This is a genomic window from Acinetobacter sp. IK31 (genome assembly GCF_035615195.1).
GTDB lineage: Bacteria > Pseudomonadota > Gammaproteobacteria > Pseudomonadales > Moraxellaceae > Acinetobacter > Acinetobacter calcoaceticus_C.
In genome coordinates this window covers 545,453-571,537 of the sequence record NZ_JANBOB010000002.1, presented here as the reverse complement: position 1 = coordinate 571,537, position 26,085 = coordinate 545,453, and the positions used below count along the sequence as shown (strand labels likewise).

Below are 26,085 nucleotides of genomic sequence, written 5' to 3'. Positions count from 1 at the left end.
CTTTTAAAGCAAAGATGAAGTTCAAAGATTTTTTAAATTGAAGATGAATATGATGAATCCTAAATACTCTCCCTTATTCCAACCCTATACTTTAAATAATGGGGTAACGATTAAAAATAGATTAGTCGTTGCTCCAATGACCCACTTTGCTTCTAATGATGATGGTAGTTTAAGCCATGAAGAACGTGCTTTTATTCAAGGACGTGCAGAAAACTTTGGCTTATTCATTAGTGCCGCGACTTTAGTTTCACCTGAGGGTAAAGCATTTGTAGGTCAGCCTGAGGCCATTAGCGATAAAGGTTTACCTAGTTTGAAAGCAGTTGCTAATTTGATTAAATCTCAAGGGGCAAAAGCAATTTTACAAATTCATCATGGAGGGAAACTCAGCATTGATGAATTGTTGAATGGTGCAGAAATGGTTGCGCCATCAGAAGATCTACAGTCTGGATCACGTGAACTCACACATTCTGAAATCAATAATTTAATTGAAGCATTTGCAAATGCTGCTGATTTAGCTATTCAAGCGGGTTTCGATGGTGTTGAGATTCATGGTGCAAATGGTTATTTAATTCAGCAATTTAACTCAGCACAATCAAACCGCCGCACGGACGAATGGGGTGGTAGTATTGAAAAACGTATGCGTTTTTCATTGTCGATTGTAGATGCTGTACATGCTGTCAAAATGAAACATGGGTTAAATGATTTCATAATTGGTTATCGGTTTTCACCAGAAGAACCAGGAGAGCAAGGTTTAACAATGGCAGATACATTTGCTCTAATTGACGCATTGGTAGAAAAACCAATTCAATATTTACATGTATCTCTTTGGGACTTTTATAAAAAAGCACGTAGAGGGGCAGATGTAAGCTTAACTCGTATGCAACTTCTACATGAGAGAATTGCAGGTAAGCTTCCATTAATTGGTGTCGGAAGTTTATTTAGTGCAGATCAGATATTAGATGCATATGAAACTAAATGGGCTGAATTTATTGCAGTTGGTAAAGCAGTAATGATGAATCCCGATCTTGCAACATTAATTTCGAATGGGCGCGAGAGCGAAATTGTTTTAGCAATAGACCCTCATAAAGCTGATCGTTATCGTATTCCTAATAATCTGTGGCAACAAAATATGAGCCGTTTATCCTATTTACCTCCACTTAAAGATGACTCTGAGTGGAAAACAGTTGATATTTAAATATTGAGCATAATATGGCAATTCAATCTGTACCTTTAGAAAAAGCATATCGCTTATTGAACCATGGACCAACTGTGTTGGTCTCTGCAAAACATCAATCTACTGAGAATGTGATGGCTGCTTCATGGGCTTGTGCATTGGAGTTTTCTCCAGCGAAAGTCACTGTGGTTTTAGATAAAATGGCATTTACACGTTCTTTAGTTGAACAAAGTGGATGGTTTGCATTACAAGTTCCTGTTGCGCAGCAGGCTCAAATGGTTGTAGATGTTGGAAGTGAAAGTCTAAAAGACCACCCAAATAAATTGAACGAATTTGGTGTAAAGCTATTTTACCAAGATGGTTTTCAAACTCCTTTAGTCGAAGGTTGTGTAGCTTGGCTACTCTGTAAACTAATTCCAGAGCCACACAATCAAGAAGCTCATGATCTTTTCATTGGAGAGGTGGTTAGTGCTTGGGCTGATGATCGTGTCTTTAAAGATGGTCACTGGCAATTTGATGACGTACCGATAGAACTGAAAACTTTACATTATATTGCTGGTGGACAGTTTTATGTTATAGGCCAAGGACTTAAAGTAAATAAAGGACCTTAGTCTAGCTGTAATTTTACTGTATTGGCATTTTCTATGTACCAATACAGTAAATATTTTAATCATGTTAAAGTTAGAGATATTAAAGATATTGAAAATAAAATAAAGAAAGTACCAATAATTTTGTTAAATAAATAAAAGATTTTTGGTTTTTTTATTAACACTTTAATCTTTTCACCACCCCAAATGTAGATGAGCATCCAAGAAAATTCGCAAACAAAAAAAGTAAAAATCAGTAATGAATACTGTGAGAGGAGAGGTGAATTTGGATTAATAAATTGAGGGAAAAATGAAATAATAAAAAGCAATGTTTTCGGATTACTAATAGCTATAAAAAAACCATTAATAAATAAATTTCCACGTGTTTTAAATTCGAATGCGTTGTCATGGTTTAATTGTTTTGATTTATATTTTAAGTGTTTTATACCTATTATAAATAAGTAGATAATTCCAAATAAATTAATTAATTTAATAAAGATAGTTTGTAAATTACTTAAAAATAAGAGTGTAAGACAACATGCTGTAATTGATATTAACACTCCAAGTAAACACCCAGTAGTTGATATTAAAGTTTCTTTTAATGTTTGGTTAATTCTCGTATTCAATACGAATACCATGTTAGGGCCTGGTATTGCTGATAGGAAAGAAATAGTGGATAGAAACAGGAGCCAAGTAGATAAGGTCATAGTGGTTCATTAAATTTTAAATTATAGTTTTAAAGTAAAAATATAATAAACAATATTTTTTTATTAGATAGATAGAAAAATATTATATGCATATATGATTTTGATAATCATTTTTATTTGATTAAATTTGTTTTATTTCAATGGCTTGAATTTTGTATAGGAATAATTTGTTAATTTAAAAAAATATTTTTGTTTCTATGCATGCTTTTTTTTATATAGCATAAATTTGTTTAAATGATATAAGCAAATAAGGTCGAATAGATTCTTATTATCTTAAATTCCTATCAGGTATAAAGGATTATACGAGTAAAGACAGAATCTAAATTTTAGATTTTAACTCGAAAAAACCTTTCTATTTTAAATTTTTATTTAAGACAAAAGTCAATTTAATAGAGGTTCCTATGAGTTTAGCACCATTCCATTTAGCTATCCCTGTTTATGATTTACCTGCTGCAAGAGATTTTTATGGTGAAGTCTTTGGTTTAGAAGAAGGAAGATCTAGTGATCACTGGGTTGATTTTAATTTCTTCGGACATCAGCTAGTTATTCATGAACATCCTAAAATGGATTATCAAGAAAAAGTAGTTTCTAATTCTGTGGATGGTCATGATGTACCTGCTCCACATTTCGGAATCATTTTAAGTTGGGAAGATTGGGAAACTTTAGCTGAAAGATTAAAGTCTTTAGGTACAAAGTTTGTGATTGAACCCTATGTACGTTTCAAAGGTAAAGTTGGCGAACAAGGAACTATGTTTTTATTTGATCCGTGTGGTAATGCGCTTGAATTTAAAGCATTTAAAGATATGACTCAGCTTTTTGCAAAATAAAGTAATGAGGGATACGAATATTATTTGTATCCCTTTTTTGAGGACATGTAGAAACAAGGATGATTTATGAAAAGTATTTCTTTGGTATGGCAAATATTAATTGGCCTTCTTTTAGGTATTTTAGTCGGGTGGTATTTTAATGTAAATCCAACTCATCAAGTTTGGGTAAGCACTGAAATATTAAAACCGTTAGGCGATATTTTTATTAATATGATGAAAATGGTCGTTGTACCTATTGTATTGTGTTGCATGATCTTAGGCATCGCAGGAGGAGGTGATAATAAGTCTTTTGGAAAAATGGGTGCGGGTTCTCTCCTTTATTTCTTTACAATAACAAGCCTTGCGATTGTTTGGGGTTTATTATTGGCCAATTTTTTTCAACCTGGGGTTGGAACAGATATATCTGGGATGGCACACTCAGCTGTAGTACTACATACTGATACGAACAAAGGTGCTCTACAGATTATAAAAAATATCGTGCCAGAAAATATTGTGGTAGCCCTATATGAAGGCAAACTACTATCAATTCTATTTTTTGCGATTCTTTTTGGTTTAGCATTAAACAAAATTCCTGAAGAAAAAAGCCAACCTGTAATAAGAGTTTTACAGGGAATATCTGATGCATTGTTTAAGCTGGTAAGTTTAGTCATGGCTTATGCACCGATTGGTGTGTTTGGTATGATCGGCGCGACAGTTGCGACTTTTGGCTTCAGCTCTTTATTGCCATTACTGAAATTAATTGGAGTCGTTTATCTAGCTTTAGCCCTATTTGCTATTTTTGTTTTAGGTACTGTGTGTTTGTATATAAGAGAAAACTTATTTCACCTTATTAAATATTTTAAAGATGAACTCATTCTAGCTTTCTCAACTGGTGCGTCTGCTGCTGTCATGCCGCAATTAATGCAGAAACTCGAAAACTATGGTGTTCCACGCCGTATTGTAAGTTTTGTAGTACCTATGGGATATGCATTTAATTTAGATGGAGCATCAATTTTTCTCGGTGTGGCTACAATTTTCGTCGCTCAATTATATGGAATAGATTTGACTATCTCTCAACAAGCTTTATTGGTTGTGACTATGGTCTTAACATCTAAAGGGGCAGCAGGAGTTCCAGGTTTTGCAATTCTAATTTTATCTGCAACTTTAGCTACAGCTGGTTTACCGCTAGAGGGTGTTGCGTTAATTGCTGGTATTTTTAGAATTATTGAAAGTGGTACTACAACATTAAATGTTCTTGGAAATGCTATTGCACCACTTGTTGTAGCAAAGTGGAAAACGAAACGGTTAGAGTCTTTTAATACTGTAACTGAAAATTAAAACCAAAGATAAGTATCGCACTAAGAGATACTTATCTATATAAATTTAGGAAGTGTATAATTTCTACAAGGATTGGTTTTATCATTTAATGGAATGCAGATAGTATGTTTCATGAGCTCAAAACCCTTATAGCAATTAAAAAATATGGTTCATTTAGTGCTACAGGTAACAATGTGGGGCTTACTCAAGCAGCTGTCAGCGCACAAATCAAATCTTTAGAATCTTATTTGGGGATTAAGCTCTTTGAAAGAAATGGAAAAACTGTTCAATTTAATAGTGAGGGTTTACGCGTACTTGCATTAGCTGAGCAACTTTTTGAACTCGTTGATAAGATGAAACAACCCGAATGTATGGCAGATTTTACGGGTGAGATCAGAATAGGGGCAATTGCCTCGATCCAATCAAATATTTTGCCAGAAATACTTGAAGAACTATTCAAATATTTTCCTAAAGCAAAAATTAAGCTTATACCAGGAGTGTCATTCAATTTATTCCATCAGCTGGGAAAAAATGAGATAGATCTCGCGATTATCATTAAGCCTAATTTTGAAATTTCAGATGACTATTGTTATTACACCTTAAAAAAAGAGCCTATTCTTCTTATTACCCCAATTGATATTCACGAAAAACACCCTGTTGAAATTTTGAAAAATAATCCGTTTATACGTTATGACTATTCTTCATTTGGGGGGAAAGTTGTAGCAAACTATTTAAATAGAAATCAAATAAAAACAAATGACATCATTGAGGTAGATGAAATTGAAGCAATCATCAGAATGGTAGAAAAAAACTTAGGTGTAGCTTTGATTCCAGATATTGGAATGAATAAATTGAAAGAAAAAAATATTAATATTATTGATCTGAAACAACCAGATCTTTATCGTGAAATTATTATTATCCATAAAAAGAATACTGAGGATTCAATTATATCAAGTATTGTTTCTAAAATAGTCGAAGGCGTGGCTATTGGAGATAAGTAATTAAGTCTATTCATTTCTCAACAAAGCATATGTGCTATTGATATGAAAAGATAAACATCCGACATTAAGTCGGATTTTTTATTGCGTAAAGTTAATTGAGATAGATTGTAACAATCTCGAAATATGTGTCAGAAATCTCACATCAAATGTCATTCAGCGATTGCCTTAAAAAGTTTGAAAATTAGACTTGAAATATATAGTGGCTTTGTGCCACTATATATTCATCGAAGGTCATCAGACAAAAAGAGGATGATATGGCTATCCAGCTTTTAGATGCGGCAAGAAATGAAATTCCAGTGAAATTTACGCAGTTTTCTGGTGGAGAGCGTCATGTTCAAATTGATGAGACAACCTTAAGTTTACTATCTGGCACCGTATTGGTTCGTGCACAAATGACCACAAGCCACGATGTGATGGACTATTTACTACTTGAAAATATATTGCTGAATCAGGGTCTAACCGTTGACCTAGAAATTCCGTATTTTCCTTACGCACGTCAGGACCGTATTTGTGCAGCAGGCCAAGCATTTTCACTCGATGTTATGACTAAGTTACTCAACATCAACGCAGACAAAAAAGCGGGAAAACAAGGCAAGGTAACTGTATGGGATTGCCATAGTGAAGTAACAACAGCATTACTTGCCGCCAATACTTCTTTTAGTGAAGTTGTAAATGTCAGTTCAGTCGACATCATCGCAAAGAATGAAGCGCTGAGTGCATTGTTAAAAGATGAAAAAACAGTACTGATTTGCCCAGACAAAGGGGCGAAAGCACGTACACAAATGGTTGCAGATGCTTTTAATCACGAGCGCAAACAACCCATCACTATTGTTCAGTGTGATAAAAAACGTGACCCAGTGACTGGCAAAATTTTAGGTACACATGTACATGCGACTGATTTATCAGGCCTAACCGCGGTAATCACCGATGACATTTGCGACGGCGGTGCAACTTTTATTGGTATTGCCAAAGAACTCCGTCACCTCAATTGCCATAAGGTCGTTCTGTATGTGACCCACGGTATTTTTAGTAAAGGAATTGAAGTTTTTGATGGGCTGCTAGATCAACTGTTTACTTCAGACAGCTTTCCACAACAGCCAACAGACAAAATTTCAGTAATTGCTTTTGCAGCAAAATAAAGAGAATAAAGATGACTATTAAACTTAACCCGCTAAACGCTATCGATTTTTATAAAGCTGATCACAGACGTCAGTATCCAGTAGGCACAGAATATGTGTACGCAAACTTTACGCCGCGTTCATCTCGACTCGCTAAAATGTTGCCTGACTTCGATGATAAAGTTGTATTTTTTGGTCTTCAGGGTTTTATCAAACATTTTTTGATCGATACGTGGAATGAAGGCTTTTTTAAACAACCTAAAGATAAAGTGGTAGCTACTTATAAACGCCGTATGGATACTTCATTGGGTGAAGGTGCTGTACCGGTCGATCACATTGAAGCATTACACGACTTGGGCTATTTACCATTACGCATTAAAGCATTGCCAGAAGGCAGCCGCGTCAATATGCGTGTACCCGTGCTCACTGTAGTTAATACCGACCCGCGTTTCTTTTGGTTAACCAACTATATTGAAACTGTGTTAAGTGCTGAGCTTTGGAAAAGTTGTACTACAGCCACAATTGCCTACGAATACAAACGTTTATTAACGCAATATGCCTTAAAAACTGGCGCACCACTCGATTTTGTATCTGTGCAGGGACACGATTTTAGTAGCCGTGGCATGAGTGGAATTTATGATGCGGCGCAATCTGGTGTGGGTCACTTAACCAGTTTTATCGGAACAGACTCAGTTGCTTCAATTGACTACGCTGAAGACTACTACAATGCCACAGGTGTGATTGGTGTGTCTGTACCAGCGACCGAACACAGTGTGATGTGTATGGGCACAGAAAACAGTGAGCTAGAAACATTTAAGCGTTTAATTTGCGAACTTTATCCGTCGGGTGTTGTCAGTGTCGTGTCTGATACTTGGGATTTTTGGCGAGTGATTACCGAGTTTACAGTGGCATTAAAACCTGAAATTCTAGCAAGACAACCCAATGCTTTAGGTTTGGCTAAATTGGTTTTTCGTCCAGACTCTGGTGACCCAGTTAAAATTATTTGTGGTGACCCAGATGCCGAAGTCGGCAGCCCAGCGTACAAAGGCGCGGTTGAATGCTTATGGGAAGTATTTGGTGGTACAACAACTGACCAAGGCTACAAAGTACTGAATGAACGTGTCGGTTTAATTTACGGTGACTCGATTACCCTAGACCGCGCACAGCGTATTTTGGAAGGGCTAGAAGCCAAAGGTTTTGCATCAAATAATCTGGTGTTTGGTATAGGCAGCTTTACCTATAATTACTTAACTCGCGATACCTTTGGATTTGCTGTGAAAGCAACTTGGGGGCAAGTCAATGGCGTAGGCCGTGAGCTGTTTAAAGACCCAATAACAGACTCAGGTGTAAAAAAATCTGCTAAAGGTCTATTACGCATCGAAGAAAGTGAAAATGGCTTTACCTTGTTTGATGAGCAAACAGCGGAACAAGAACAAGGCGGAGTACTAAAAACAGTCTTTGAAAATGGTAAACTCCAGTATGAGTGTACTTTGGATCAAATTCGTGAGCGTTTATCCATCGCATAACTGAGCTTAGATAAGCCGTTACATGGGTATCGGTTCATCGTTTTCATTGAGAGACTGAACGTGACTATTCAAACTGAACAAGAATTCCTTGCCAGTTATGATCGCCGAGATTATGACGCACCTTTACTGACTGTAGATATGGCTATTTTCTCGGTATTTAATGGTCAGTTGCAGGTATTACTCATTAAACGGCCGAATTTTCCAGCCAAAGACCAATGGGCTTTACCGGGTGGTTTTGCCGATTTAACCCATGATCAAGACTTGATGGCCACGGCTTATCGTAAGCTGGTCGAGAAAACAGGGATCGCATCACCTTATTTGGAACAAGTTGCCTCTGTTGGCAATGGCAAACGTGACCCGCGTGGCTGGGCTGTGACCATTTTGTATTTTGCTTTAATCGATTTTAATGCCTATCAATATCAAGAGTTGGCTGAATACAGCGAATGGGTGCCAGTCACAAAAGCACAAGACTTAGCATTGGCTTTTGATCACAATGAATTGCTTAGCCTAGCATTAGAGCGTCTCACCAATAAAACCCGCTATACCGCATTGCCAGCCAGTCTGATGCCTGAGTTGTTTACGCTGACTGAGCTACAAACCATTTATGAAATTATTCTTGGGCAATCGTTAGATAAAAAAGCGTTTAGACGCCGTATGATAGAAGCGGGCGCAGTTGAAGAAACTAATCACAGTAAAATTGTGGGTAAACGGCCAGCTCAACTTTACCGCTATGCACTCGATTCTTTCGATTTTATATTCCCACGTTCACTCGAATTACCCAGAAATAAAGAGGGTGAAGATAAGCAAAACAATGAGCTTTCTGACTAGCGCATCTTGATGCACTTTTGATTTATAATGCCGCGCTTATGATTAATGTCATGTTTTGATCAGCACTTTGCCTATGTCACACGTTTCTCCCTGCTTCCAGCAAAACCAGTTTTTTGTATTGGTGGAATACCTCACTTCATTACACGAGATTTATCCTGTGAAATATGAGTTTGCGGGATATCCAGCTGCAATGACATTGGCAGATCGCGTACATTCAGATCATGATATTGCGCCGCTTGAGGCCAGCAAAAGTTATCCAGACTCAATCGATAAAGTCTTACACTTTTCGGGTAAGGCCCGAGACATACAAGATTTTGAGCACTTTTTAGAACAAGCCAAGTCTGCCAATATTCAAAACTTATTATTGCTTACAGGCGATAAACTTAAAGAGCATCAGAATGGGCGAGATGGACAGCTTCGTAGTCGATACCTTGAGTCTGTAAATGCCGTAATGGCAGCCAAGCAGCATGGCGGGTTTCGTATTGGGGTTGCTTTTAACCCATTTAAATATGTCGAAGCTGAGCGTGACGCACAGTATTTAAAACTGCATAAGAAAATTAAAGCAGGCGCTGACTTTATCATTACCCAATTGGGCTATGACATTGATGCCTTAAAGCAAGCCAAATCATTTTTAACAAAGTACGGCTATTTGCAGCAAATACTGGCTTGCGTCATGCCTCTAACTTTGGGCCGTGCCAATTTTATGGTGAAGCATAACGTCGCGGGTATTGTAATTACTCCACACATGCTAAAAGTCTTGGCAGATGAAAAACTAGCAGGGCATACAGACCGTGTTTATTTGCGCTGTGCTTTACAGATTTTAATATGTAAACACTTAGGATTTGCAGGGATTCATTTATCTGCTTGCCATAAGCCAGAAGAACAAATTTTGCTTGAAAGTTATATTGAGCAGTACAGACATTTGGAGCTTGAAGCCTTAGAAGAGCTTTGGAATTCACTTTGGCAAGTTACCATAGGCAAAGAGTTTGAACCTGAAATTGCTTGTTTTTCTCGCCAGCCAACATCTAAACAATTAATTAAATATCGTCAGCTGCATGTGATGCATGAGGCACTGTTTGAATCAAAAATTGCCAAAGGGCTTGGACGCTTTATTTTTAAAGCATCTTTTTGGGAAAACACTTTGGTCGCCAAAGTACTACTCAAAACCGAAGTGCTGAGTAAACATAGCCTAGTCGGCTGTGAAAGCTGTGGTCAGTGTCGTTTGGGTGACACTTTATATATTTGCCCTGAAACTTGTCCAAAAGGTTTAGCCAACGGCCCTTGTGGTGGAACAACTTTAGACCGCTGTGAATTTGGTGACCGTGAATGCATTCATTCAGTCAAAGCGAGACTTGCCAAAGCGGTTGAACAAACAGAAATATTAAAAGAGAAACTGATTCCAACCGTACCTCTTGAAGTGCGTGGCACGAGTTCTTGGAAAAACTGGTATTTAGCGACTGAGGGTTAAGTTTTGTACTAACCCTTAATTTGATTTTATTACAAAATCAAACCATATGCTAAACGATTGCGATAATTTAAAAATAACAATTACTTGCCTTAATTATGTTCAATCAAAATGATCACCTAGGAGTATACTTAAAGCAAATCTTTTGCGTTAAAAGGAAAGCTGTCTCAATGAAAAAGTTGGTTGCTGTACTTGCTATAATTGTTGTTTTAATTGGATGCGTTTACGATCCTGTTAATTACGAAAAAATACACGACCAAGAGTTCCAAGATCACCTCAAACAAAACGGTTAGTAATTCTAAATGCTCTCACGTATCTATCCAAAAGAGGTAAGGACGGCGAGAATGTTCTGGTTTTGCTGTGTATTCTGCTAGCAGAACGCACAGCTCATGTGATTAATGCCAAAAATGAATCTTGGTATTTATGCGAAATGGCTTTTTGAATGGTTGTTCTTTAATATAAAGTGTAATTAGGTTTAAATAAGTATTTAATTATAAGTTGTAATTTATATGGATTTTGAAATTAATGGATATTTTTATATTGATAATAAGGGAGATCGTTGTCGTAAATATTTGGATATTACTTTAGAAGGGACTAAATATTCTATACCTCAGCTAATAGTTGTAATGATGAATCCGGGTTCATCAACACCATTAAATCATGATGAGAACGGTCATCAACTTACTCCAGCTGCTAAAGACCCAACACAGAATCAGATAATTGAAATTATGAAGAAAAAAAATATTAATTTTGCTCGTATCCTAAATTTATCAGATTTAAGAGAACCTAGCTCTACTACATTTTACTCAAAAATAAAATATAGTAGAAAAGATACAGAGCACTCAATTTTTGATATTTCAAGAAAAAAAGATTTAGAAGAAATTTTTATTAAAGATGTTCCAGTTATATTTGCTTGGGGAGTAAATCCATCATTAAGTAAATTGGCATATTTAGCAGTTGAAGGGTTAAAAAAGACAACTCCATTGGGGATTTTAAAAAATAATAATAAATATTATCACGCTAGACCTCGATTCAAAAAAAATCAAAAAGAATGGGTAGATAAAATTTTAGAACAAATGGATTCTTTAGAATTTTATTAACTATCGATAGTAGGTAATCAAAGAGGAAAAATTGGTCTTCAAATTTTAAAATTCATTAATCAATTCACTTTGCCAATGTAGAAGAAGTCATCTCAAATCTTGTCATAAAAAGTCATTTATTCATAAATCCTTGAAATAGCCAGAAGTTTTAGTTGATAAAGAGTAAAAATAATCAGATTCAAGTGTTTCACACCACTAAATCATAGGGTACATTATGTATGTTATTGCTTATTAAGTTATTACTGTGAATGACATGACTACAAAAACACAAAATCTTAAACCTATAAAAATTGTTGCTATGCCTGGGCATATAAAAACTCTAACAGAAGCATCAGCAACAAAAGCTTTAAGTGAGCTGATTTGGAATGGCTTTGATGCATCCTCTCAGATTGTTACTGTGACGCTCAACTACAATTCTATGGAAGGTCTTGACTCAATTGTAGTTGAAGATCAAGGAAGTGGCATTCCTTATAAAGATGTCGAATTATTTTTTGGAGGAATTGGTGATTCTTGGAAGAAAATAAAAAAAAATACATATCACCATCCATTACATGGGCAGAATGGTAAGGGGCGTTTTAAAGCTTTTTGCTTAGGTGCAGATCTTGAATGGAAAACCACTTTTGAAGATCAAACTGCTTATGGCACTTATTCAATAATTGGCAATCATAATAAAATTGAAGAATTTAAAACAAGTGCAGTGGAAAAAAATAAAAATGGTAAAAAGGGTACCAAAGTTACTATTTCGAATCTGCATAAAAAAGCAAATGAATTATTAAAAGAAAAAACACGAAATGAACTTACAAAAAGTTTTGCAGTTTTCCTTACTGAATTCCCACATCTGGAGCTAAATTTTAATGGCTCTAAAATTGATCCAAAAAGTGTACAAAATTATTCAAAGGATTATGATTTAACTGAGGATTGTGCTGAAATTACAATGCATCCTGTTAAATTGACTATTATTGAATGGAATATTGAAACTGAGCGAGTAATCAATTTATGTTCAGCAAAGGGAATTTCATTAGAAGAATATGAACCTAAAAATAGGATTAAAGCGAAAGGTTTTAACTTTACTGCATATTTGAAAAGTGAATATTTTCAGGAATTAGAAAATACAGGTGGTCTATCATTAAGAGAACTTGAACCTACAGTAGGAAAGATTCTTGATATCGCTGTTTCTACGATCCAAGAACATTTCAGAAAGAGGATTGCAGAAAAATATAGTGGAATTGTTCAAGAGTGGAAAGACCAAAATATTTATCCTTATCAAGATAAAAACAGTTTCACTTCTGTAGAAAAAGCAGAACAAGAAGTGTTTGATATTCTTGCTGCTAATGTTCAGACATTCTTACCTAATTTTGAAAAAACTGAAAAGACTTCTAAGAAATTTATGTTTAAATTAATCGCTCAAGCTATTACTGAAAATCCAGAATCTATCCAAAAAATTATTACTGAGGTTTTGGATTTAAAGAAAGAGGATCAAGCTAAATTAGCTGAGCTTTTAGATAATACTACATTATCTTCAATTATTTCTTCTGCGACAATTGTGGCGAACAGATTAAATTTTCTTGATGAATTAGAAAGTCTTTTATTTAATGAGCGCACTAAAAAAGTATTCACTGAAAGAGACCAACTACACAAAATTCTAGAAAATGAAGCTTGGATTTTTGATGAAAACTTTACGTTGTCTCAATCTGAGGAACGATTAGAAACCGTATTGAAAAAGCATTTATCATTACTTGGAAATCGTGAAGACTTAATAGAAAATGCTGATCCAGTATTACTTTCAGATGGAAGAACTGGACGTATCGATTTGATGCTAAGTAAAGCTAATCAAACACGGCATGGTGAGTTTGATTATTTGATTGTTGAGTTAAAAAGACCCTCCAAAAAAGTTGATTCTGAAGTTATTGTTCAAATTAAAAAATATGCAAATGCAGTTGCTTCCGATGAAAGGTTTCATAATATTCCAGCTAATTGGACCTTTTTAGCTATTTCTAATGAACTAGATGCTTATGCTGAAGATGAAGCTAACCAAAGAAATAAACCAAAAGGTTTAATACACGATTCGGCACAACAGAATATTACGGTGTGGGTTAAAACTTGGTCTGAAATTATTGCGAATGCACGCGCCAAGTTGCAGTTTATTAATCAGCATCTTCAATATGAAGTAACTCAAGAAAGTTCTCAGAAGTATTTGAAAAAGGCACATGAAAAGTTCATTCCTAAAGTTTAGATAGGGATTATCTTAAGCAGCTTAATTTTTATTAAATATTATATTAAGGTAATTGTAGTGTTTGAAAAATATATAAGTTTTTTGAGTGGTTTCACTAAAGATTCTGAAGTTCCTTTTCCTTGCCCTGCATGTGGAAGAACAACTTTAGAAATATCTTCTGATTCCATTATTAAACAAGAAACTGTGGCTAGTATAAAAAATCAAGAAGAAGATTTTGATATAGAAACTATAGAGGAGGTTTATAAAGGAATTTTTATATGTATGAATAAAAAATGTAATGAGCAGATATACCACGTAGGTAAAAGTTCTTATGACTGGGAGTATTTTGATTATATTGAAATCGATGGCTATGCATCACCATCTCGTAGAGAGCCTTTCAGCTATATGGTGCCAGAATATATAACACCATTTATTAAATATTTTGATATTCCAAATAAGGCACCAAATGAAATCGTTAATGCGTTAAATGAAGCATTTAAATTAACACCGACCTCATATAGTGCTGCTGCTAATAAAGTGCGTATTGCAGTTGAGATTTTATGTTCTATTTTTGGTATCGAGGCTAGAAGAGAAAATGGCTCTTTTATTGTGTTGAACAAACGTTTGGAAAGTATAAAAGAAGAAAATGGACTTTACCCATTTAAAACGAAACTTACTGCAATAAAATGGTTGGGAAATGCTGGTAGCCATGAGGAAGATGATGTCGATATTTACTCGCTTTTTGATTCATTTGAAATAATAAAAAGCATTTTAGATGGATTATATAATAAAAGTGATAGAGTTGATCAGCTAGCAGAATTCGTTATTGAAAATAAAGGTATTTTAACTCCACTACAAAGAAGAATAATAAAAAAAGCACCCTAAGGTGCTTTTTTATTATTCATGAATTTTATATTTTTTAGGATCATGGTTACTATGGTAATTAAGTTGAGTCATAGCTTCTGGAATACCTATTAGGCGAGAACGCCTTGGTTCGGTTAAGTTGCTACTAATATTAAATTTAGGATATTTACCTTTAATCTCGGGATGTAGGTAAGCTGCAACTTCAACATCATTTTCACTTACATATCTGCCAGCCCATTTTTCAATATAATGTTTAATTGGATATAATTTGCTGCATGTATTTTGTATTTTTTTTTGGGCATCAAGCCATGCATATGCAATTCTTACACAATCAGGATGTTCATGTAGGTTATTAGGATTTTTAGAAATTATATTAATTGCTTGTTGAATTTCTTGGTCAGTTAACATTTTTTTCACCGTTTAAAAAACTTCAGATTACAAATTAGCTTCATCAATAAAACTAACCAAAGTTAGCTTTCATTAATTTTGTGATGGATGTATATAATGATCTTCAACTATTCATAAGCCTAATCTATTATTTTCGTTGATTATATCCGTGTAAATATTAAGTTATTTTTAGAAGATTACATTAAAATTTTCTGTGTGACAATTAGTAATTAGTTTGTTACAGTGGGTTAATTTATAACAAACGGTGAAAAATAATGAAACAGATTACATTAATAATTTTATTAACTTTAAGTTCTGTCAGCATTACAGAAGCTGGTAGAGGCAGCCAACCCTGTTCAGGTAGTAAAGGCGGGGTTAGTCACTGTGATGGTAGTAAATTCGTCTGTAAGGATGGCTCAATAAGTGGTTCCAAGAAAATTTGTACTAGATAGGTTTGGCTATGGGATTTAACTTTAGAAAGAGTTTTAAGATTGCACCGGGTTTACGACTCAATGTTGGAAAAAAAGGAATCTCTAGCGTTTCTATCGGTGGTAAGGGCGCTCGTGTAAATCTCAGTAAGAAAGGAACACGAACTACTGTAGGGATTCCTGGAACAGGTTTGTCATATAGTAATTTTAGTTCCCATAAGAAAAAAGCGCCACCTCCATTAAATAGCTACCAACCACAACCATTTATTAATACTTCGATTTCACAAATATCACCAAACAAAAGTGTTTCATTTCTGCTTGGTTTCGGAATCTTTTGGATGCCGTACATCTTTGCATGGTTTACTTTAAGATCTGGCTATTCCAGTTCAGCTCGGTGGATAAGCTTTATTTGGATGGTATTTGTTTTATTGATTGTTATGGCAGATTGAAACAGCTAATTATTAATAATGAGTTAATTTTATGAAAAAGATTATTTTTACTACAGTGTTGGGTTTGATAATTTCTAATTTTGCAAATGCAGATACTCTTATTCCAAGAAGTGTTCAAGGTGATAAAGGAAAATATTATTTAATAGAGAAGAAAAAACAAGGCGATATTATTATTACACTTCACAAACGCATTGGTGTAGAAACTATAGATTACACTCGATTGGAGATAAACTGTAAGACTATGAAAATGCGTGAAATTGGAACTGGTGAGGGATCAATAAAAGCTATAAAAATTAATCCTACTAAGTGGTTCGATTTAGTAGAAGGCTCAAGTAAAAGTGACCTAGCTCATTTTGTCTGTAAGAAATAAAATTTAGCAAAAGCTAAACTTCTAAATCCTCATTTTTATTGATAAGAAAAAGAATTTTTAAAAGCACCCTAGGGTGCTTTTTTATATCTACTTCAATATTTGAAAGATCATCATATAGACCTGACCTTAGAGTCGGTGATCGATCAGATCTCAAGCCCAGATGTACAGGCACTTTTTAAACAGAATATCCTTCCCCAATTAATTCAAGATCAGACTGGTCAACTTGTTCCTGTTTTACCTTTGTATGAAAAAGCGATGAGAGAAGCTCGTCCACAATTGCTGGAACTCTATCAAAACACATTTAAAGCGCATAATTTACATGCTTTATTATTCCCGACATCAGCCATCGTTGCACCGCTAGTAAACGAGCAAGTCAGTTCAATTGAAAATTTCCAGACACTGATTCGAAATACAGATTCAGGAAGTAATATCGGATTACCAGGACTGAGTTTACCCATTGGAAAGGGGGCGAAATCGAAACTACCCGTTGGATTAGAAATTGATGGTTTACCTCATCAGGATAGTGAAATACTTGCGATTGGGATGACTTTAGAAGAAATTTTTAGGGTTTTAAATAAGTAAAAAAATAAACTGATAATTCTCTATTTTCTAAATAAAAAAGAGTTAAAAGTAACTCTTTTTTAAGATTAATTTTATTTGTTAATAATGCTTGGTTTCTTGAAAGGATGTTGGCTTAGGCTTAGAATTTCTCTGCTATTCCACTTAATATAGTTAATCATAAATTTATTAAAATACATCTTTAATAAGTTCTATTTAACTATTTTGATAAATAAGAACATTTATATTTTATGTTTCTATAAATATTATAAAACTTATCTATAACTCTTTTTAAAATTACACATTACCTTAATTAATTCTACATAAGTACTACAAATTGAAGGCTGATTTTTAATATTGGTACAATGAATTTTCCTGTCAATTAATCACTTTAATAAGAAAAATAATTATCTTAAGGTATTGATTGAAATTAATAAATTAAATTTTTAGATAATGGATTATAAATAGAAATTTCAAAAAATATAAAATTACATAATTTTTAAACATATTTTTTATAGCATGCAGTGGATTGGCAGAAATAGAAAAAATATATGTCAAAACGGTCAATGATCTTTAATTGACTTAAGAATGATAATTTGCACTAATTTTACGCTATCACGATTCATTTAATAAAACCTAGTGAAAAGTTACGTAAAAAAGACGCTAATAGTTTATTGGTGTAAATAAAAAATCGAATATTACAAATAAACGGAATGAATATGGATAACGTAGCTCAGCTAGAAACTGATACTAATTTCCAAAGTCGAAAAAAGATAACTTGGGGTGTTTTTAGTGTCCTGCTGTTATTTTTAGTCTCGGGCATTATATATTATTTTTTTGTATACCGATTTTATCAATCTACTGATAATGCTTATGTGCAAGCAGATGTCACTTGGGTGATGCCAAAGATTTCAGGCGAAGTGATGGAGTTAGTGATTCACGATAATCAGTCGGTAAAAAAAGGGGAAACCTTAGCTATATTGGACCACCGCGACTACCAAGCTCGTTATGATCAGGCTAGTTCTGTCGTGAGCTTAAAAGAAGCGGCGCTAGGCGTACAACAACAAAATGAAAAGTCTGCCAAGTCTTCAATTACTGAAGCAAGTAGTGGCGTTGTTGCAGCGCAAGCAGACTTATCTCGCTTAAGAAAAGATTTTGAACGTTATCAAGATTTATTAAAAGATGGCGTAATTACCCGCCAAAACTTTGAAGGGGTTCAGTCTCAATATTTAACGGCTCAAGCACAGCTCAGCAAAGCACAAGCCGCCGTAAATGCAGCAGAAGCTCAGTTGGGTAGTTTACAGGCCAGTAGAGCGCAACTTTTGGCAGATATTCAAAGTGCCAATGCAAACTTAAACCTGTATCAGGTCGATCTTGCTTCATCAAAAGTGGTGAGCCCAGTCGCAGGGAAAATAGGAAGCCTTGCGATCCAGAAAGGTTCGCGTGTTTCTCCGCAAACCCGCTTAATGGCGATCATTCCTGAAAATAGTTTGTATGTACAAGCGAACTTCAAAGAAACTCAAATTGAAAAAATGCATATTGGCCAGAAAGTTAAATTAAAACTTGATGCTTACCCCAGCCTGACTTACAGCGGAACAATTGAGAGTTTTTCACCAGCCTCTGGTGCAACTTTCTCACTCATGCCACCAGACAATGCCACAGGCAACTTTAACAAGGTTGTACAACGTATTCCTGTACGCATTGCCATAGATTCAAGTCCGCATATTGATCTTATAAAACCCGGAATGTCGGTTAGCGCTACGGTTGACCTAAGAACTTAATAATAAAATTTTTAGGTAATAAGAAATGAATAAGCATATTGACGCTGAGTGGAAGTTTCCCGCAAAGACGGCTTGGGCAATTTTTGCTGCCATGATTTTTGGCAACTTTATGGCGATTCTTGATATTCAGATTGTGGCGAGTTCTTTAAATGAAGTTCAAGCCGGCATGAGTGCAAGCCGCTATGAAGTGACTTGGGTGCAAACGGTTTACTTAATTGCCGAAATTATTGCGATTCCAATGTCGAGTATTGTCTCGCGAGTACTTTCAACACGGGTCTATTACACGATCTGTGCAATTGGCTTCACTATCAGTTCTTTACTTTGTGCGTTGGCATGGAACTTAGAGAGTTTATTGGTTTTCCGTGGCATTCAAGGCTTTATGGGCGGCGGGATGATTCCAACCTCCATGACCGCATTGTACTTACTTTTCCCAGAAGCAAAACGTTCATTGCCTTTGGTTATGTTTGGAATGATCAGTACTTTAGGTCCAGCCATCGGCCCAACCATTGGCGGTTGGCTGACTAATAATTTTTCATGGCACTGGATGTTCCTGATTAATATTATTCCGGGCATTATCATTGCCACGATTATCTACACAGGTCCAAATATTGACCGTGCGAATCATTCACTCATCAAAAGCATGGACTGGTTCAGCCTGATTGGCATGGCGATGTTTTTGGGTGGACTGGAATATTTCCTTGATGAAGGTGCACGGCACGACTGGCTTGCAGACACAGGCGTTCGGATTGCTTTTATGGTCTGTGTTGTGGGCGGCATGATCTTCTTCTCTAGAAGCTTTACCCAGCCTAAGCCTTTGCTCGATTTATCAGTATTTAAAAACAAAAACTTTACCTTAAGTGCCATCACAACTTTTGTGATTGGTATGGCGCTTTATGGCTTGGGTTACATGATTCCAGTGTTTCTGGGGCAAGTCCGTGAAATGAACAGTAGCCAAATTGGTCACGTCATGATGGTGACAGGCATTGTCATGTTCTGCTTTGCGCCGTTTCTTGCGTGGCTCATTCCCAATTTTGATACCCGCAAAACTGTATTTGTCGGAATGATTCTGGCTGGTTTTGGTGTATGGCTCAATTCACATTTGAACATTCACAGCGATTATGACTTTATGTTCTGGCCGCAAATTTACCGTGGGATTGGCCTCATGATCTGTCTGATTGTGGTTTCGCATTTAGCCATGAGCACTTTGCCACTGAGTAAAGTTGCCGATGCCAGCGGTATTTATAACCTGATGCGCAATATTGGCGGAGCGGTTGGACTGGCACTGATTAACTCATCATTAGATTGGCTGACTGCGCTTCATGTTACCCAGATTAATCAGTCGATGACCCCGCAGAACTGGATCTTTACAGAAAGACTCGATCAGCTCACGGCGCAATATCAGGAAGTCGGCTCAAATGCACAGCAAATTGCGCTCAGCGTGATCTATCGTGACATTCATTTTCAAGCACTTACATCTAGTTTTAATGATTTATTACGCATGCTCGCAATCATCATGTTTGTGACCGCCTTTTTAACCATATTTATGGATCGGGGGAAGAAAATGAATATGTAGCTATTTAGAAATAAAGGGCAACTTTCAAAGAATGAAAAACAATAGGGCATATCAAAACGTATCCCTTCATAGAAAAAGAACATTTATATGAGTTTTCTAATATCGGTAGATGAGATCGGGGAACTCGCAATTAGAGGTGGAAGGTTAAAGGATTATGATTAATACAACGTATAAACTGATTTCAAAATTGAACCTGAAAAACACGACTTATGGTCAATATTTTGAAAAAGAGCAAATCGATACTGACCGATTAAAAGTGATGTATTCCATTTACGAACAGTATTATGAAAATACGAGATTTTCTATTTTTGTAGATGATTTTAAAAATAAAAGTGGCGCGATCTTAATTTTTGACTCGGCAACAGATGAGATTGTGGGGTTCTCTACCGTTGTTGTGCAGCACTTTTACTTAAACGGTAAAGACTACACCGTGTTATTTAGCGGTGATACGGTCATTTTGAAGAAGTTTTGGGGCACGCGTAGTCTGCAAAGTACCATGCTCAAACTTATGATCAAGCTACGAATCAAATATCCATTTAACGAACTCTATTGGTTGCTGATTTCTAAAGGTTATAAAACCTATCTATTACTCGCCAATAACTACTATGTGTACTACCCAAATATTAAAGATGAAAACCAGCACCTGTCCGAAGTGGTCGAGCACTACTGTGAGAAATTCTTTGGGGAATATTATGATAAAGATGCGGGCCTCTTAAATTTTGGAGATGACTATCAACCATTAAAAGGTGAGGTCGCGCCGATTACTGCCGAAATGAGAGAAAAGAACCCAAATATTCATTTCTTTGAACAGATGAATCCAACATGGAGTGCGGGTACTGAATTACCGTGTATTGGTCGATTAGGCTGGAAAGATCTTGCTCGTTTCCCAGTAAAACTCATCACCAAACCCACGAGTAAAGGAAAGTTTGAAGCCTGTGTAACACACAAAACAAAACGTAGAGAGGCCATCCAATGAAACCTAATGAATGGCTAACTTTGGGTTCGCATCTGATTTTAAAAAAATGGTGCGATGCATCTGACCGCAACTTCCAAAAACGGTTTAGTGCTTTAGAAGCAACACAACGCCAAATTCTGCATTTGATTTTACAGACCTCTACATTTGCTAAAGATAAAAAGGTTCAAAACTATGAGCAGTTTGTAAAATCATTTCCTGCGACACGTTATGGTGCATGGCGAGAAGACATTCAACGTTACCGTGAACAAAAGCTTTCACTGTCTAGCAGTAAGCTGGTTCGTTTCCAGCCGACCAGTGGGTCGAGTGAACAAATTAAGTTTATTCCATATACCAAACTGTTTTTAGATGAGCTTGACCATGCGATTGCGCCGTGGATGGCGAGTTTATACCGTAAATGTCCGGAGCTGAGTTCGGGAACGCATTACTGGTCGGTGTCATGGTTACCAGAAAGCCAGCGTGAAGTTTTAAAAGATAAAAACCTAAATGATGATAGTGCGCTACTCGGTGTGGGTAAGCGAATTTTATCTAAGTTTACCCAAGCGGTTCCAAGTAATGTTGCTTTTGCAGCCAATGCCGACGATGCACTCTTTGCCACGATTTGCTATTTGGTTGCAAACCGTAACTTAGCCATGATTTCTGTATGGAGCCCAACGTTTGCATTGCAATTACTCGAACGTTTAGAGTCAATGCAACAGGAAGTTATTGAGGTTTTAGAGACGGGTTTATGGGGGCATCGCCAAAGCTCATTAAAAGAAGTAAATGCACCGCACAGCCCTGAAAGTGCTCAAGCCCTAATTGACAGTTCAAACGGCGAACAGATTGACTTCAAACAACTATGGCCTAAGTTAAGTTTAGTGTCGAGTTGGGATACCGCAGGTTCAAAAGCTTGGGCCGAAAAATTACAAGAGAAATTACCCAGTGTTCAGTTTGAAGGAAAAGGTCTATGGGCGACTGAAGGTGTAGTCACGATTCCCTATAATGATCAATACCCGCTGGCGTATCAAAGTCACTTCTATGAATTTGAATATTTAGAGGGTGATAAACAAGGACAAATCATTCCGTCGTGGCAGCTTAAACAAGGTGATGTGGTGAGCCCACTCATTACTTCGGGGAATGGCTTACTTCGTTACTGTATGGATGATTGTTTACGCGTAACTGGCTTTATAGAACAAATCCCGTGTTTTGAGTTCCAAGGCCGCCGTTTTGGTGTAGATCTGGTTGGTGAGAAACTTGCACCTGAAACTGCCCAGCAATTATTGTCGCAGTTAAATGAAACGGAATCTAAAGCGATTTCTTTACTGGCGATTGATACTGAGCAACACGTTAAACCGTTTTATTGCGTGCTTTTTGAAGGCGAAATTCATCACAGCATTAACAATGAATATATCGACAGTATTTTGCGTCAAAACTTCCATTATGAACTTGCTCGCAACTTAGGACAGTTAGATCAGCCACAGATTCGTCAGGCCAATAATGGTTGGAGCGCTTACAAGAAACTGGTCATGTTTGACGGCATTATCGAAGGCAATATCAAGCCTGAGCCACTCAAAAAAGTCACCCTCAATAGTTTGGAACAACTATGAAAGGGATGAAGCAATTTAATACTCGGTTTTTAACACTCCGACACGCCTTGTATCTAGGCATGTTGCTTGTGTCGAATACACATGCCATGACTTTAGACGAGGCTTTGTCTGCCAGCTTAAGACATGAAAGTCAGCTTGAGGTTAGCCGTTTAAGCGTGAACCAGTCCACCGCTATGCTTGAGCAGGCCAAACAACGTGATGGACTCAAAGTCAATTTAGTCGGGCAACTTGACTATGAAAGAATAGATACGCCTTCACAAGTCCTGTTTCCAACTGAAGGAAACCGTAAAGGTCGAAGTTTGCAATTGCAGGCAGATTATCCGATTTATACCTCTGGACGACACCGTTTAGGAATTGATGTTGCCGAAAACCAGCTCTCTGCACAAAACCAAGGGTTATCAGACCAAAGATCGGAAACTATTTTAAATACTGTCATGGTCTATACCGACGTATTAAAGAAGAAAGCGATTTTAGAACTCAGACAAAAGACCATGGCGAATCTGCAACGGTCTTTATATGAATCGAAGCGCCGTTTTGACGTGGGGATGATTACCCGCGCGGACTTAGCTCAGGTTTTGGCACAAGTTGCCCAAGGACAAGCCGATATTACACAGGCGCAATCTAATTTGACCGTAAGCGAAGCACAGTTTTATCAAGTAACAGGTGTAACACCTGAAAACCTTGCTGCAATTAAGAAACTACCTGCTATTCCCGCTAACTTAGATGAAATTTTAGCTCAAACCAAAAACCATCCAGCTTTAATGCGTAGCAAATATGAAAAACAGGCTGCCGAGAAACAATATGCTTTAACTAAACGTGAACTTTGGCCAACGGTCATGCTCACCAGCCGTGCCGGAAAGCAAGATGAAGCAAGCTATATTGGTTCTGAAAGTAATAACTATATGGTTGGGGTGCAGTTGAATGTACCGCTATACGATGATGGTTTAAATCGGGCCAATGTCAAAAAAGCACAGGCCGATATCGATTTGGCTAACCAAAAAACGCGAAGTCTTGAACTGGATTTGAATAAGCGTACCCGCACGACTTACGCGCAGCTTCAAACCATTCGACAAAATAAAGAAGCACTGGCAAATGCCATAGAGGCAGCGTCGATTGCCTTTGTCTACACACGTAAAGAGTTTGATGTCGGCACCAAAACAACATTTGATTTGCTGAATACCGAGCAGAAGTTACTTGATGTACAAACCCAAAAAACAGTGAATGATCAAGATGAAGTCGTGTTTGTCTATCAGCTACTCGACCAAATGGGGCGTTTAAATAATTTGGTGCCATTACAGACCGCACAACAGGTGAATAATGAATGAAAACAAATCCACCACTTGCTGACAATACCCTCATTACCCGAGAAGCGTCTTTGGCAGACGATCAGGCGCTAAGAGACTTAATCGCCGTACCTATGACCACCAAAGGGATACAAATTAGCTTTCAGCGTGAACCCAGTTATTTTCAAGCTTCCGATATTGTGTATCGACATAAACTGCATGTGGTGATTGAAGACACCGAGAGTCAGAAGCATGTCGCTTGTTATAGCAATGGTCATCGCCCATGTTATGTCGATCGGAATGTTCAAAACTTACGCTATGCGGGTGATTTACGGGTAGATCACAACTATCGAGGGAAATCACTGGTTAAGGTTTTAGCAAAGCATGTAAAACAGACCATGCATGAACCGAATTATAGCCAAATGATTATTTTTGATGATAACCACGCGGCACGCGCTGCCATCCAAACGGGCAAAACGGGAATGCCTGATTATTATGATGAAGGGCTTATCGAGACATTAAGTCTGACCGACACGGGCGCAAAAAGAAAAATCACAGCTTTCTTAAAGCAGGCTAATCAGAGTGATCTTAAAGAGATTCGCACCTGTAACGCTGAAGCTCAGCACGTGAACGCCATGAATCAGTTTGTTGCCGACATGGCGCAGTTTTATAATTTTATACCAGCCTATAACTTTGAAGAACTGGCTCAAGGACATCACTATTTTTCAGGGATAAAACTCTTGGACTTTTCACTTTATTTTAAAGGTGAAAAACTGGTTGGGATGTTTGGCTTATGGGATCAGCATAGCATTAAGCAAACTAAAATTTTGCATTACAGCTCAGTCATTGGAATTTTTAGACCCGTTTATAACTTATTGACTCCGCTAACTAAAGGCATGCGTTTGCCTAAACTTGGCGACTCTATTAAGTACCATGTGCTACATACCCTCATGTGCCATCCACAAGATTTGGCTTTGCATCATAAAATGCTCGAAGATGCCTATAACAAGTCAAAACAGCAGGGCGTTGGTGTGGTGAGCTTTACGCTTTCACATAAAGACCCGCGTTATCAGTTAAACCAGTTTTATAAAGGTGAACGCTTAACAGGAATGCATGGCTTTATTAGTTATGAAGGCGACCCACGACCACATTTTGATAAAAACCTGATTCCATATTTAGAAGTTGGGCGTATTTAACTTTAAGAGATTCGCTGTAGATCATAAATGAGCAAAAATTTGCTCAATTCTTGGGAAAGTTAAATAGGATTGAGCAAATATATGCGCAAAATAGTGAATGTTAGCTAGAGCAAGAATCTTTTTTCATGATCATTTTGATTAAGTTACAAAATCAAAATGATCGTTTTATATTTTATAAACCTAGCTCATTCGACCTTTTCATTCCAACCTATCTTGCGCTGTTGAAACAATTAACATGGTTTGAAGGTAATAATCTACACGTGATTGATTATTTTCCTTATGTGAGTTATGCGCATTAAAAGCTGCATCATGAAGTTTCACGACTCGAGCGATCGGATTCAAACTACAACGAATTAAATATTCTTCGCGTGTTTCAGTTTCCCGTTTAGTTAATGCATCAACGGCATCACGGACATCTTTTCCGAATAAACTTTCGATTTTGTCTAGCGTAAGAGGAGTGTCTTCAACGCTATCGTGGAGAAGGGCTGTAATAATATAGACTTCTGAAAATCGATGCTCAATTAATGAATTGACCACACCTTTAATATGGTAATCAAAGTAATCATGAGAACCATACTTTTGACCTTGATGCGATTCTTTTGACAATTTCTCTGCTAATTCAACTTTATTTTGAGTCATTTTTTGCTCTTATCACTTTAAGTATATTACACGGCCTAATTTGCGAGATTGGTCGCTTAAATAATAATTTTATACTGAATAGCTACTTTGCTGTAAGCATTCTCGTTTGTTTGGAGACTCTCAATTGCTTTTATTTTTTCTGGAAAATGCGATAAGG

The 26,085-nt window shown here is 36.6% G+C and carries 23 protein-coding genes and 1 pseudogene; 21 read left to right on the top strand and 3 right to left on the bottom strand.

All coding sequences use genetic code 11. The annotated features are described in order from the left end of the window. The first annotated feature begins 49 nt into the window (after positions 1-49). A complete protein-coding gene (locus tag MSG66_RS03505) occupies positions 50-1,195 on the top strand; it encodes an NADH-dependent flavin oxidoreductase (protein WP_324652308.1) in 1,146 nt (381 codons plus the stop codon). 14 nt (positions 1,196-1,209) lie between these two features. Further along, a complete protein-coding gene (locus MSG66_RS03500; RefSeq protein WP_324652306.1) occupies positions 1,210-1,785 on the top strand; it encodes a flavin reductase family protein in 576 nt (191 codons plus the stop codon). A gap of 59 nt (positions 1,786-1,844) precedes the next feature. Here MSG66_RS03500 and MSG66_RS03495 read toward each other — a convergent pair whose 3' ends face one another. Next, positions 1,845-2,468 carry a LysE family translocator gene (locus MSG66_RS03495; RefSeq protein WP_324652304.1) on the bottom strand — a complete coding sequence of 208 codons (624 nt, stop codon included), beginning with the start codon at positions 2,466-2,468 and terminating at the stop codon, positions 1,845-1,847. Positions 2,469-2,869: 401 nt separating this feature from the next. On the opposite strand from MSG66_RS03495, the gene MSG66_RS03490 reads away from it, so the two are divergent. From MSG66_RS03490 to MSG66_RS03445, 10 genes are all read left to right on the top strand, one after another. Beyond that, positions 2,870-3,295 carry a VOC family protein gene (locus tag MSG66_RS03490; protein WP_133973539.1) on the top strand — a complete coding sequence of 142 codons (426 nt, stop codon included), beginning with the start codon at positions 2,870-2,872 and terminating at the stop codon, positions 3,293-3,295. Between the two features lie 66 nt (positions 3,296-3,361). Beyond that, the gene (locus MSG66_RS03485; protein WP_324652301.1) at positions 3,362-4,612 is read left to right on the top strand and encodes a cation:dicarboxylate symporter family transporter; all 1,251 of its coding nucleotides are present in this window, start codon (positions 3,362-3,364) and stop codon (positions 4,610-4,612) included. Positions 4,613-4,716: 104 nt separating this feature from the next. Next, entirely contained in the window at positions 4,717-5,592 is an 876-nt protein-coding gene (locus tag MSG66_RS03480; RefSeq protein WP_324652298.1) for a LysR family transcriptional regulator, read from the top strand. A gap of 254 nt (positions 5,593-5,846) precedes the next feature. Then, on the top strand, positions 5,847-6,731 hold the full coding sequence (locus tag MSG66_RS03475) for a phosphoribosyltransferase family protein (protein ID WP_133973545.1): 885 nt from the start codon (positions 5,847-5,849) through the stop codon (positions 6,729-6,731). Positions 6,732-6,742: 11 nt separating this feature from the next. After that, positions 6,743-8,236, top strand: a complete 1,494-nt coding sequence (locus tag MSG66_RS03470; RefSeq protein WP_324652295.1) for a nicotinate phosphoribosyltransferase — start codon at positions 6,743-6,745, stop codon at positions 8,234-8,236. A 60-nt stretch (positions 8,237-8,296) separates the two neighbouring features. Continuing rightward, positions 8,297-9,064: an NUDIX domain-containing protein gene (locus MSG66_RS03465; protein WP_324652293.1), complete on the top strand. Its 768-nt coding sequence runs from the start codon at positions 8,297-8,299 to the stop codon at positions 9,062-9,064. 73 nt (positions 9,065-9,137) lie between these two features. Continuing rightward, positions 9,138-10,532, top strand: coding sequence for a methylenetetrahydrofolate reductase C-terminal domain-containing protein (locus MSG66_RS03460; RefSeq protein WP_324652291.1), 1,395 nt, complete (start codon positions 9,138-9,140; stop codon positions 10,530-10,532). A 506-nt stretch (positions 10,533-11,038) separates the two neighbouring features. Next, complete coding sequence (locus MSG66_RS03455; RefSeq protein WP_324652289.1) at positions 11,039-11,629, top strand: DUF1643 domain-containing protein; 591 nt, start codon at positions 11,039-11,041, stop codon at positions 11,627-11,629. Positions 11,630-11,882: 253 nt separating this feature from the next. After that, a complete protein-coding gene (locus tag MSG66_RS03450; protein WP_324652287.1) occupies positions 11,883-13,862 on the top strand; it encodes an ATP-binding protein in 1,980 nt (659 codons plus the stop codon). 57 nt (positions 13,863-13,919) lie between these two features. Continuing rightward, on the top strand, positions 13,920-14,726 hold the full coding sequence (locus MSG66_RS03445) for a DUF4145 domain-containing protein (RefSeq protein WP_324652285.1): 807 nt from the start codon (positions 13,920-13,922) through the stop codon (positions 14,724-14,726). Positions 14,727-14,738: 12 nt separating this feature from the next. Here MSG66_RS03445 and MSG66_RS03440 read toward each other — a convergent pair whose 3' ends face one another. Continuing rightward, on the bottom strand, positions 14,739-15,113 hold the full coding sequence (locus tag MSG66_RS03440; protein ID WP_324652283.1) for a hypothetical protein: 375 nt from the start codon (positions 15,111-15,113) through the stop codon (positions 14,739-14,741). Between the two features lie 439 nt (positions 15,114-15,552). On the opposite strand from MSG66_RS03440, the gene MSG66_RS18680 reads away from it, so the two are divergent. From MSG66_RS18680 to MSG66_RS03395, 9 genes and pseudogenes are all read left to right on the top strand, one after another. After that, positions 15,553-15,969, top strand: coding sequence for a DUF4236 domain-containing protein (locus tag MSG66_RS18680; RefSeq protein WP_420714245.1), 417 nt, complete (start codon positions 15,553-15,555; stop codon positions 15,967-15,969). Positions 15,970-16,000: 31 nt separating this feature from the next. Further along, positions 16,001-16,339, top strand: a complete 339-nt coding sequence (locus tag MSG66_RS03430; RefSeq protein ID WP_324652281.1) for a hypothetical protein — start codon at positions 16,001-16,003, stop codon at positions 16,337-16,339. Between the two features lie 87 nt (positions 16,340-16,426). Continuing rightward, positions 16,427-16,921 (top strand): annotated as a pseudogene (locus MSG66_RS03425) (amidase family protein); the annotation flags it as partial. Positions 16,922-17,616: 695 nt separating this feature from the next. Then, positions 17,617-18,678 carry an HlyD family secretion protein gene (locus tag MSG66_RS03420; protein WP_324652279.1) on the top strand — a complete coding sequence of 354 codons (1,062 nt, stop codon included), beginning with the start codon at positions 17,617-17,619 and terminating at the stop codon, positions 18,676-18,678. Between the two features lie 25 nt (positions 18,679-18,703). Next, positions 18,704-20,251 carry a DHA2 family efflux MFS transporter permease subunit gene (locus MSG66_RS03415; protein ID WP_324652276.1) on the top strand — a complete coding sequence of 516 codons (1,548 nt, stop codon included), beginning with the start codon at positions 18,704-18,706 and terminating at the stop codon, positions 20,249-20,251. 187 nt (positions 20,252-20,438) lie between these two features. After that, entirely contained in the window at positions 20,439-21,227 is a 789-nt protein-coding gene (locus tag MSG66_RS03410; RefSeq protein ID WP_202742481.1) for a hypothetical protein, read from the top strand. Further along, on the top strand, positions 21,224-22,810 hold the full coding sequence (locus MSG66_RS03405; protein WP_324652275.1) for a GH3 family domain-containing protein: 1,587 nt from the start codon (positions 21,224-21,226) through the stop codon (positions 22,808-22,810). The genes MSG66_RS03410 and MSG66_RS03405 overlap by 4 nt, the downstream gene beginning before the upstream one ends. Next, positions 22,807-24,135 carry a TolC family protein gene (locus tag MSG66_RS03400; protein WP_324652273.1) on the top strand — a complete coding sequence of 443 codons (1,329 nt, stop codon included), beginning with the start codon at positions 22,807-22,809 and terminating at the stop codon, positions 24,133-24,135. Before MSG66_RS03405 ends, MSG66_RS03400 begins: the two co-directional genes overlap by 4 nt. Further along, on the top strand, positions 24,132-25,289 hold the full coding sequence (locus MSG66_RS03395) for a hypothetical protein (RefSeq protein WP_324652271.1): 1,158 nt from the start codon (positions 24,132-24,134) through the stop codon (positions 25,287-25,289). The genes MSG66_RS03400 and MSG66_RS03395 overlap by 4 nt, the downstream gene beginning before the upstream one ends. A gap of 198 nt (positions 25,290-25,487) precedes the next feature. On the opposite strand, the gene MSG66_RS03390 is transcribed toward MSG66_RS03395, so the two are convergent. Beyond that, a complete protein-coding gene (locus MSG66_RS03390) occupies positions 25,488-25,928 on the bottom strand; it encodes an HD domain-containing protein (protein WP_324652269.1) in 441 nt (146 codons plus the stop codon). Positions 25,929-26,085: the final 157 nt, after the last annotated feature.

Bases quoted from the DNA above. Each gene is read 5' to 3' on its own strand.
- MSG66_RS03505 (WP_324652308.1), top strand. From the start codon at position 50: ATGATGAATCCTAAATACTCTCCCTTATTCCAACCCTATACTTTAAAT.
- MSG66_RS03500 (WP_324652306.1), top strand. From the start codon at position 1,210: ATGGCAATTCAATCTGTACCTTTAGAAAAAGCATATCGCTTATTGAAC.
- MSG66_RS03495 (WP_324652304.1), bottom strand. From the start codon at position 2,468: ATGACCTTATCTACTTGGCTCCTGTTTCTATCCACTATTTCTTTCCTA.
- MSG66_RS03490 (WP_133973539.1), top strand. From the start codon at position 2,870: ATGAGTTTAGCACCATTCCATTTAGCTATCCCTGTTTATGATTTACCT.
- MSG66_RS03485 (WP_324652301.1), top strand. From the start codon at position 3,362: ATGAAAAGTATTTCTTTGGTATGGCAAATATTAATTGGCCTTCTTTTA.
- MSG66_RS03480 (WP_324652298.1), top strand. From the start codon at position 4,717: ATGTTTCATGAGCTCAAAACCCTTATAGCAATTAAAAAATATGGTTCA.
- MSG66_RS03475 (WP_133973545.1), top strand. From the start codon at position 5,847: ATGGCTATCCAGCTTTTAGATGCGGCAAGAAATGAAATTCCAGTGAAA.
- MSG66_RS03470 (WP_324652295.1), top strand. From the start codon at position 6,743: ATGACTATTAAACTTAACCCGCTAAACGCTATCGATTTTTATAAAGCT.
- MSG66_RS03460 (WP_324652291.1), top strand. From the start codon at position 9,138: ATGTCACACGTTTCTCCCTGCTTCCAGCAAAACCAGTTTTTTGTATTG.
- MSG66_RS03455 (WP_324652289.1), top strand. From the start codon at position 11,039: ATGGATTTTGAAATTAATGGATATTTTTATATTGATAATAAGGGAGAT.
- MSG66_RS03450 (WP_324652287.1), top strand. From the start codon at position 11,883: ATGACTACAAAAACACAAAATCTTAAACCTATAAAAATTGTTGCTATG.
- MSG66_RS03440 (WP_324652283.1), bottom strand. From the start codon at position 15,113: ATGTTAACTGACCAAGAAATTCAACAAGCAATTAATATAATTTCTAAA.
- MSG66_RS18680 (WP_420714245.1), top strand. From the start codon at position 15,553: ATGGGATTTAACTTTAGAAAGAGTTTTAAGATTGCACCGGGTTTACGA.
- MSG66_RS03430 (WP_324652281.1), top strand. From the start codon at position 16,001: ATGAAAAAGATTATTTTTACTACAGTGTTGGGTTTGATAATTTCTAAT.
- MSG66_RS03420 (WP_324652279.1), top strand. From the start codon at position 17,617: ATGGATAACGTAGCTCAGCTAGAAACTGATACTAATTTCCAAAGTCGA.
- MSG66_RS03415 (WP_324652276.1), top strand. From the start codon at position 18,704: ATGAATAAGCATATTGACGCTGAGTGGAAGTTTCCCGCAAAGACGGCT.
- MSG66_RS03405 (WP_324652275.1), top strand. From the start codon at position 21,224: ATGAAACCTAATGAATGGCTAACTTTGGGTTCGCATCTGATTTTAAAA.
- MSG66_RS03400 (WP_324652273.1), top strand. From the start codon at position 22,807: ATGAAAGGGATGAAGCAATTTAATACTCGGTTTTTAACACTCCGACAC.
- MSG66_RS03395 (WP_324652271.1), top strand. From the start codon at position 24,132: ATGAAAACAAATCCACCACTTGCTGACAATACCCTCATTACCCGAGAA.
- MSG66_RS03390 (WP_324652269.1), bottom strand. From the start codon at position 25,928: ATGACTCAAAATAAAGTTGAATTAGCAGAGAAATTGTCAAAAGAATCG.